Below are 9270 nucleotides of genomic sequence, written 5' to 3' on the forward strand. Positions count from 1 at the left end.
TGTAATTCTTTGGCTATAAGTTGTTCCAAATGTGCTAGTTCAAAGCTTGTTCTTTGAGGCTAGCACTTTGGGTTCAACTTTATAGCCTTAGAATTACCCATCAAAATAACCTAGAAACTGGAACAAAAGTATATTATTCATTTCGGTGAGTTATACGCATAAGTATAGATTGTAGTTGGGTTATCTATAAATAAAAAGGTAAAGATAGTATTTTTATAAACCATCTTTACCTTAAATATAACTTTTCCAATTCGTATGAGATCTATGAAACATTTTATACCAAACTACATTTAGTTGAAATTTTTATAATATTTGAATTAATACTCTGCAAATATTCTTTTTATTTCAGAGTAGTCTTTAGTCTTAGTAAGTGCCAGTGTAAGTAATATCCTAGATTTTGGAGGTGATAATGTATAACTTGGAATACAATTTGAGTATTTATCTATAGTTGAATCCGTTAATATTATACCGTTTCCTATTCTTGAAGATCTCACAACCGGAATACCCTTTGTTTCAAGATTCTTGATTTCTTCCAACCAATTTGAGCTGAAAGTACCACTTCCCGCACCTGCTATTACAATTCCTTCTGAGTTTTGAGCAAAGTAGTCAATAATCGAAGGATCAGCGTCAATATGGAAATATGCGATAGAAACCTTAGGCAGCTCAGTTAATCCTGTAACATCGAATTGTGAATAAATTGTATGTGGTTTTATTGACTTATTAAAAAAGAATGGTATATTGTCTCTCATGTAACCAAGACATCCAAATTCAATTGAGTTAAATGCATTTGTTTTAAATGTGTTGATTTTTTGGACATTTCTTCCACTATAAATTCCATCTGAAAAAACAACCATTGCTCCATGCCCTCTTGATAAATCGCTAGCAGCTAATGCTACTGACTGATATAAATTTAAAGGTCCATCTGCACTTGTTGCAGTTGAAGGTCTCATTGCTCCTGTTAATACGACTGGTTTATCTGTTTTAACTGTTAAATCTAAAAAGTATGCTGTCTCTTCTAATGTATCAGTACCATGGGTTATTACAAAGCCATCGACATCGTCTTGCTTTGAAAGTTCATTTATTCTATTAGCAAGAATTAACCAATGATTCATAGTTATATCATTACTATCAACATTAGCAATCTGCTCACCATATATATTAGCTATTTTATCAAGGTTTCTGACACTACTAACCAGCACTTCTATATCTATGTTACCTGCTGTATAATTAGTAGTCTTCCCCTCTTCTCCTGTACCAGCTATAGTTCCTCCAGTAGCTAGAATTATTATATTTTTTAATTCAGAATTTTTCGGATTAATTTGTATCATTTTTATCCTCCCCAATTTCTATGTGCCATATTTTCTAAAACAATAATTCGAAAATATATGCATTTCTTTATATATTTTAACGAGTTAGTGCATAGATTTATTATTCTACTTATAATACCTAATAAATATAAATTATAGCATATTAATAAATAAATCAAGTAAAAAACCATGAAAAATATATAAAAAGAACATTGTTTCTCACTATCCATTAAATATTGAAACAATGCTCTTTATTTCTCATATAATAATTTTTAATTATTAATTACTTTATCTAAGAACTCTTTACATCTATCGCTAGTAGGTGCAGTGAATATTTCTTCCGGAGGTCCTTCTTCAACTATATATCCTTGGTCCATAAATATAACTCTATCAGATACATCTCTAGCAAAATTCATTTCGTGAGTTACTACAACCATTGTCATTCCTTCTTGAGCTAGATCTTTCATAACCTTAAGCACTTCACCAACCATTTCAGGATCTAGTGCAGAAGTTGGTTCATCAAATAACATTATCTTAGGATTCATTTCAAGAGCTCTGGCAATTGCAACCCTTTGTTTTTGTCCACCAGATAAAGTATCAGGATAAACATCCTTTTTATCTTTTAATCCAACTTTGTCCAATAACGAAAGAGCTTTTTCAGTCGCTTCAGCTTTGTTCATCTTCTTTAATTCTAAAGGTGCTAATAACATATTTTGAAGAACTGTTAGATGTGGAAATAAATTAAAGGATTGAAACACCATTCCGATTTCTTCTCTTAATTTATTTATGTCCTTATTATTTACAAGCTCTTGGCCTAGTATTGTAATACTACCTGCTTGAATTTCTTCTAAACCATTAAGACATCTTAAGAAAGTACTCTTTCCTGATCCTGAAGGGCCTATAATGCAAAGAACTTCACCTTCTGTAACATTTACTGATATATCTTTAAGAACTTCTAATTGTCCATAACGTTTTTTAAGATTCTTAGCGCTTATTACCATAGCTGATTTTCCTTTCTATATAACTTGATATTAAAGTCAATATTGTTATTACTATAAAATACATACAAGCTACAATTGCATACATCTGAAGTGCCTTAAAATTTCTTGCAATAATAATTTGGCCTGATGATGTAAGTTCTCTTATACTAATAACTGTCAATATTGATGTATCCTTCAATGTAACAATAAATTGATTTAATATAGATGGAATCATAATCTTAACAGCCTGGGGTAAAATAACCTTTCTCATAGCCTTTGAGTAATTAAGTCCCAAACTTCTTGCAGCTTCCATTTGACCATTATCTACAGCTTGTATTCCGCCTCTAAATATTTCAGCCATATAAGCCGATGCATTTACAGTAAGAGTTATTACACCTGCAACTATAGGGTCAAATCTTATACCAAATGCCTGTCCAACACCAAAATATAAGAATAAAGCTTGAACCATAAGTGGTGTTCCACGGACAATGTAGATATATATTGTAGATATACCTTTTAAAATTTTTGAAGTACTTATGCTAAATATTCCTAAAATTATCCCGAATATAACTGCTAATATTAATGATATTACTGCAACTTCTATTGTTACTGAAAGCCCGCTTAATAAACTAGGTAGACTATCTTTTAGTAGTTGAAAAATCTCCATTTTTAATTCTCCTTACTATTTTCCTATATATTGACCAACAATTTGGTCATACTTTCCATCATCTTTTAATTTCTTTAATCCTTCATTAAATTTCTTTAATAGATCTTGATTTTCACCTTTTTTAACTGCAAATCCATAATTTACAGCATCTAATTTATCTCCAACAATTTTTAATTTTGCTCCACTATCCACTTTAATCTTGTATGCAATAACTGGGTAATCTTCCATTAGGAAATCAGTATTTCCATTTTCAACAGCTTGGAACATTGATGGAGAATCCTCAAAATAATTTAGCTTTAATCCATATTTAGCTTCATTATCCTCAGCGAATTTTGCTCCTGCTGTTCCTTTTTTTATTGAAGTACTTTTTCCATTTAAATCATTGACTCCATTAATTGAAGTGTTATCCTTATTTGTAACTATTGATAACCCTGATACAAAGTACCCATCAGAAAAGTCTAATGTTTGTTTTCTTTCATCAGTTATAGTAATAGCTGCTATAGCTCCATCCAATTGATTAGCTGTAAGCCCTGGAATTATTCCGTTAAAATCCATTGGTTTTAATTCATATTCAAAATTTTCTTCTTTTGAGATTGCATCTAAAAGTTCCACATCTATTCCTTTATATTTCCCATTATCTTCGAAAGAGAATGGTGCAAATTTTGAATCGCATGCAATAACATACTTTTTATTTCCTTCACCTGATCCTGTATCACTCTTTGATGCACCACATCCAGTCATTAGCCCTATAGACATTACTGATGCTAATAAAATACTTAATAATGATCTTTTGTTCATTTTTCCTTGCCCCTTTGCAATATTTATTTAATTTTAATTAAAAAATCTAATTTATTGCACTCTGAAAAAACAATTCCACACAATAAATTTCAAATGATTTTTTACTTCATTATGAAACTTATTATATAGTTTAATTCAAAAACTGTCAATGCATTAAGTATATGTATAAATATAACAAGCCATATAATAAAATAATTATATCTAATATATATGCGCGTTTATAGGCAATATTTACTGTTTCAAAACAAAGATTTTATAAAAGCTATGTATTCATAATTATGAATCAAGTGATGCATTCTCCTTCATTTTTGATATTTAATACTTATTTTATGAATTAAGTTTTTATTTCAGTTTCAAATTCAATTTTAATAGGAAAAAGCTATAAATTAGAAACATCGTCTCCTAAGTTCATAGCTTTTTAATTTAAAATAAACTCATAGCTTATTTTAATCATTAGTAGTTCATATTTTATCTACTATTTATTTAGCAATATATTGATCAACGATCTTATCATATTGCCCATTTTCTTTCAATTTTTTCAAACCTTCATTGAATTTCTTTAATAAGTCTGCATTCTCACCTTTTTTAACTGCAAATCCATAATCAACATTTGTTAGCTTATCTCCTGCAATTTTTAATTTTGAATCAGGATCAACCTTAATTTTATATGCAATAACAGGATAGTCTTCTAATAAGAAATCGCAATTCTTATTTTCAACAGCTTGGAACATTGATGGAGAATCATCAAAATAGTTTAGCTTTAATCCATATTTTGATTCATTGTCTTCAGCAAATTTTGCTCCTGCTGTGCCTTTTTTAAGTGATGCATTTTTACCTTTTATATCGTCTACACCTTTTATATCAGCGTTATCTTTATTAACAACTAATGATAGCCCTGAAACAAAATATCCATCTGAGAAATCTAAAGATTGTTTTCTTTCATCTGTAATACTCATTCCTGCAATAGCACCATCTAATTGATTAGATGTAAGTCCAGGAATAATTCCATTAAAGTCCATTGGCTTTAAATCATATTCAAATTTCTCTTCCTTTGCAATTGCATCTAAAAGTTCTACATCTATACCTTTATATTTTCCATCTTCCTCAAAAGAGAATGGTGCATATTTAGCATCACATGCAATTACATATTTCTTGTTTCCATCACCACTTTTTGCTGAATCATTTTTTGATGACCCACAACCTGCCATTATACCTACTGTCATAACTGATGCTAGTACAATTCCTACTAACGATTTTTTGTTCATTTTTTTTCCCCCTTAATTAATTAAAAAAGTATTTATTAATAATTTTTATTTTATAATAAGTTAAAATTTTTACACATTCTTTGTAAATATAGAAGTTCTTATCATACCTTTACATTCAAAAAGCAAAACTCTTCTTCTAACTAAAAGCTTACCCTAAACTTTACTTCTTATACTATAATGCTTTCATTAGTATTTACTCTTGATTCTAAATGTAGAAGATGCTCCGTTATAAGTTTTTCTGCAGTTTTACTATCTCTATGAATCAGTGCTCTTGCTATATTTATATGTTCTTCTTTTTCATTCACAAACTCTAAATGTTTGCTATCTGTCATTAGTATCCGTGATAAATTTTCCATAACTCCTTCACACATTTCAATTAGAAGAGAATTGTGAGTTGCCTTTATGATCGACATATGAAACATATCATTTAACTCATTAAACCGTGCAATCTCATTTTCCTGCGAGACTTCTGGAAATTTCGCAGCTAATTGCATTATATTTTGCAATTCCGAATCACTAGCCAGTTTAACTGCTAAACTTACAGCTACTTTTTCAAAAATAAATCTCATTTGAAAAGATTCTCTTATATTTTTCTGTGTTATAGGTTTTACTAAATAACCTTTTCTAGGTAAAGATTTAAGATATCCTTGAATCTCTAACGCTCCTAGCGCATCTCTTACAGGTGTTTTACTCACATTGTACTTATCTGCCAATTCTGATAATGTAAGAAAATCGCCATCCTTTATTCTTTGGTTCAAAATATCTAACTTAATTTGCTTATATATTTCTTTAGCATACGACTTTTCAGCTTGACACAGATTTATCTCTCCTTTCACTGAAATTCATTGAAATCCCACTGATATATCAGCAATAATAAATAAAAAAAAGCAATAAAACACCTATATAAAATAAATGCTCCATTGCTTTATCTATGTCTTATTATATTTTATAACACTACCATTTGTCAATATTTTATTGATATTTTTTTATATTTATCACAAAACTTATTAATATATTGAGAATTTAACAATTAATAACAAACAAATCTAGAGTCTCCCCCTTATGCACTTTCTAAAAAACACATAAAATAAAGACTGAAAGCTATAAATATTATGCTTTCAGCCTATATCTTTATATAAACAGAATTAATTATATGTTAATGACTTATCTTTATAGATAAACCAACTATAATCTATACTTATGCGTATAACTCTCCGAAATCATAAATATTTTGATTCCGAAAATCTATGAAAATATCGCTGAAGGTTCAAAGCAGCAGATTGCATCCACTTTAGCATGCTCCAACTTTCAGTTTGACAAGCTAAAGTGGAACAATCTACAGCTAAGAACCTTTAACAGCTCATTTCCAAATGTTTTCTCCACAAATATATTTATGATTTCTAGTGAAGATACGAACTTAATGTTTTAGTAACTTTGTAAATATATTTATCTAATAAGTCGAATTCTTAAATTGGATAGATTTACGCTATGAAATATATCCTGACTAGAAATAAGAATTATGCTTTTGTGAAATGTTTCATTAGGAATTTGATGGCTCTGATTCTTAGACTAAAAGTTGTTCCAAGTATGCTAGTTCAAAGCTCGCCTTTGAGGCTAGCATCTTGGGTGCAACTTGTGATCTTAGAATCATCCATCATAATTTCCTTAGAAACTGGAACAACAGCATAATCCTTATTTCGGCGAGCTATATGCATATGTTCAGATCTTAAGTGTAGTAAATTTTAAACTATGCAAATGGATTTTCAGTTTTGTAAAGCATACCTTTTGGTTGATTGAATCCAACTTCTTTAACACCTAAATATCTAAATAAGTTGTAAACAGCTTTTCCAAAGTGTCCAAATGAAACTGCTCCATGATGAGGATATCTGCCTTCTACTAATACGTGACGATAGAATCTTCCCATTTCAGGAATTGCAAATACTCCTATAGCTCCAAATGAACGAGTTGCAACTGGTAATACTTCACCTTCTGCTACATAAGCTGTAAGTTCTGCATCTGCATTACTTTGTAATCTGAAGAATGTAATATCTCCTGGTACTATGTCTCCTTCAAGTGTTCCTCTAGTTATATTTGGTTCTTGATTTGGTTCAAGAGCTCTTGCCATAATCATTTGGTTTTTCATTGTTCCACATGTTAATTTACAAGCTGCTGTATTACCACAGTGGAATGCCATGAATGTATCATTTAATGAATAATTAAATTTCCCTTTAACTTCTGATTCATACATATCAGCTGGAACTGTATTGTTTATATCAAGTAATGTTACAACATCTTGGCTTATGCAAGTTCCAATGTATTCACTTAATGCACCATAAATATCAACTTCGCATGATACTGGAATTCCCATAGCTGTTAAACGGCTGTTTACATAACATGGTACAAATCCAAATTGTGTTTGGAATGAAGGCCAGCATTTATTTGCAAATACAATGTATTCTCTTGAACCTTTATGTTCTTCCATCCAGTCTAATAATGTAATTTCATATTGAGCAAGCTTTGGTAAGATACCAGGCATTTTATTTCCTTCACCTAATTCTTTTTCCATGCTAGCTATAACGTCTGCAATTCTTGGATCATCTTTATGATCATTAAATGCAGCAAATAAATCTAGTTCTGAGTTTTCTTCTATTTCAACACCTAAATTGTATAATTGTTTAATTGGTGCATTACAAGCTAAGAAATCTTGAGGTCTTGGACCAAAAGAAATTATCTTTAAGTTCTTTAATCCAAGTAGTGCAGTAGCAACTGGTACAAATTCAGAAATCATTCCTGCAACTTCTGGAGCTGTTCCTACTGGATATTCTGGAATGTATGCTTTAATGTTTCTTAGAGCTAAATTGTAGCTTGCATTTAACATTCCGCAATATGCATCTCCACGTCCGCCTATTAAATTATCTCCACTTTCTTCTGAAGCAGCTGCAAACATAACTGGTCCATCAAATTCTTTAGCAAGTAAAGTTTCTGAAGTTTCAGGACCAAAGTTTCCTAAATATACAACTAATGCGTTTACTCCAGCTTCTTTAACTTCAGCTAAAGCTTTTCTCATATCCTTTTCATTTTCAACAGTTGTTTGACATTCAAAAATTTCTCCATTAAAAGCTTCTACTACTGCTTTTCTTCTATTTGCTGATAATTCCATTGGGAAACAATCTCTGCTTACTGCAACAATTCCTAATTTTACTTGTGGTATATTATTCATTGTCTAATTCCTCCATTTTACTCTAATCTTTTCATTTAATTTATAATGTCTTTCTTATTTCTTATAGTTTATTTAATAATTTTTATGCTTATTAAGTCTTCTTATAGTTTATTTAAATTTATTATTATCAAGTAAATATCAGCTATATTTCTTTGCTGATTTATATATAATAAGCAAACATATTTAAATCATAGAGTCAATATGTCTGCTTAGATTCAAAACAAATTAATGGATTTTAATTTCTATTTATAATCTATTTTATTGAGATATTTTCTCCAACTAACCCTATAAATGCGCCTTGATCACCTAAATCTGTATCCTTGTGACCAATTAACCATTTATTTCTAGCAAATAATAACGCATCTTCTCCACTTTTTTCAACCTTATTTTCTAAAGGTAAATTTGTATCCCTTGGTAGAACTACAACGCATCTAAAACCTTCTTCATTTACATTGCAAGGTGCATAATGAAGAGTAGTTGCATATACTTCAATTGCAGTTCCAGCTGGAACTTTGAAAGCTTCAATTTTAGATGTATCATATGAGTAATCGTCTTCAACATCTTGTTGACTTCCTATAAGTAATATAAGATCAGTTGCTGCTATATTAATCTCAGATGAACGATGGTATTCTACTGCATTTAACATATAGTTGTTACCATTACAGTATCCTATTTGTATTGGTAATTCTCCATATTCTCTATCTTGTAACTCTTTAGCTATAGCTAATTCTTCAAGTTCCTTAATTGATGGTTCATATATTACATCTTCTGGTAGTGGTGTACTTTTCATCTTTTCAATTATTTCTGTGCAATCATAGTTTTTTAGTACTTGTCCATACTTTTTAAACTCTTTATCATTAACATTTTTAATAATCATATTAATCTCCCTTTCTTAAATATACATTTATTAAAAATCTATAAATATATTTCTAACCAATGATTTATTATTTTAATTACATTATTTCACACTAATCTTTTCACACATCTTTATACATATCTTTTAATAATTTTAACTTTTATAATAATGAATAAA

8 protein-coding genes are annotated in these 9270 nt (G+C 29.7%); all 8 read right to left on the reverse strand.

Translation table 11 applies throughout. The features are described 5' to 3' along the window. Positions 1–317: 317 nt before the first annotated feature. Positions 318–1328 carry an asparaginase gene (locus L1S46_RS25955; protein WP_077831649.1) on the reverse strand — a complete coding sequence of 337 codons (1011 nt, stop codon included), beginning with the start codon at positions 1326–1328 and terminating at the stop codon, positions 318–320. 251 nt (positions 1329–1579) lie between these two features. After that, positions 1580–2308, reverse strand: coding sequence for an amino acid ABC transporter ATP-binding protein (locus L1S46_RS25960; RefSeq protein ID WP_012058608.1), 729 nt, complete (start codon positions 2306–2308; stop codon positions 1580–1582). Then, positions 2292–2954: an amino acid ABC transporter permease gene (locus tag L1S46_RS25965; RefSeq protein WP_023976727.1), complete on the reverse strand. Its 663-nt coding sequence runs from the start codon at positions 2952–2954 to the stop codon at positions 2292–2294. Before L1S46_RS25965 ends, L1S46_RS25960 begins: the two co-directional genes overlap by 17 nt. Before the next feature lie 15 nt (positions 2955–2969). Next, positions 2970–3752, reverse strand: coding sequence for a transporter substrate-binding domain-containing protein (locus tag L1S46_RS25970; protein WP_173706881.1), 783 nt, complete (start codon positions 3750–3752; stop codon positions 2970–2972). Positions 3753–4231: 479 nt separating this feature from the next. Further along, complete coding sequence (locus tag L1S46_RS25975; protein ID WP_012058607.1) at positions 4232–5017, reverse strand: transporter substrate-binding domain-containing protein; 786 nt, start codon at positions 5015–5017, stop codon at positions 4232–4234. A gap of 167 nt (positions 5018–5184) precedes the next feature. Further along, a complete protein-coding gene (locus tag L1S46_RS25980) occupies positions 5185–5853 on the reverse strand; it encodes a GntR family transcriptional regulator (RefSeq protein WP_077831651.1) in 669 nt (222 codons plus the stop codon). A gap of 911 nt (positions 5854–6764) precedes the next feature. Further along, positions 6765–8237 (reverse strand): L-fucose/L-arabinose isomerase family protein, encoded by a 1473-nt coding sequence (locus L1S46_RS25985; protein ID WP_238901402.1) that lies wholly within the window; start codon positions 8235–8237, stop codon positions 6765–6767. Between the two features lie 253 nt (positions 8238–8490). Continuing rightward, complete coding sequence (locus L1S46_RS25990) at positions 8491–9114, reverse strand: DUF4867 family protein (protein ID WP_238901404.1); 624 nt, start codon at positions 9112–9114, stop codon at positions 8491–8493. Positions 9115–9270 lie beyond the last annotated feature (156 nt).

The sequence above is a fragment of the Clostridium sp. YIM B02500 genome (assembly GCF_022324665.1).
GTDB lineage: Bacteria > Bacillota > Clostridia > Clostridiales > Clostridiaceae > Clostridium > Clostridium beijerinckii.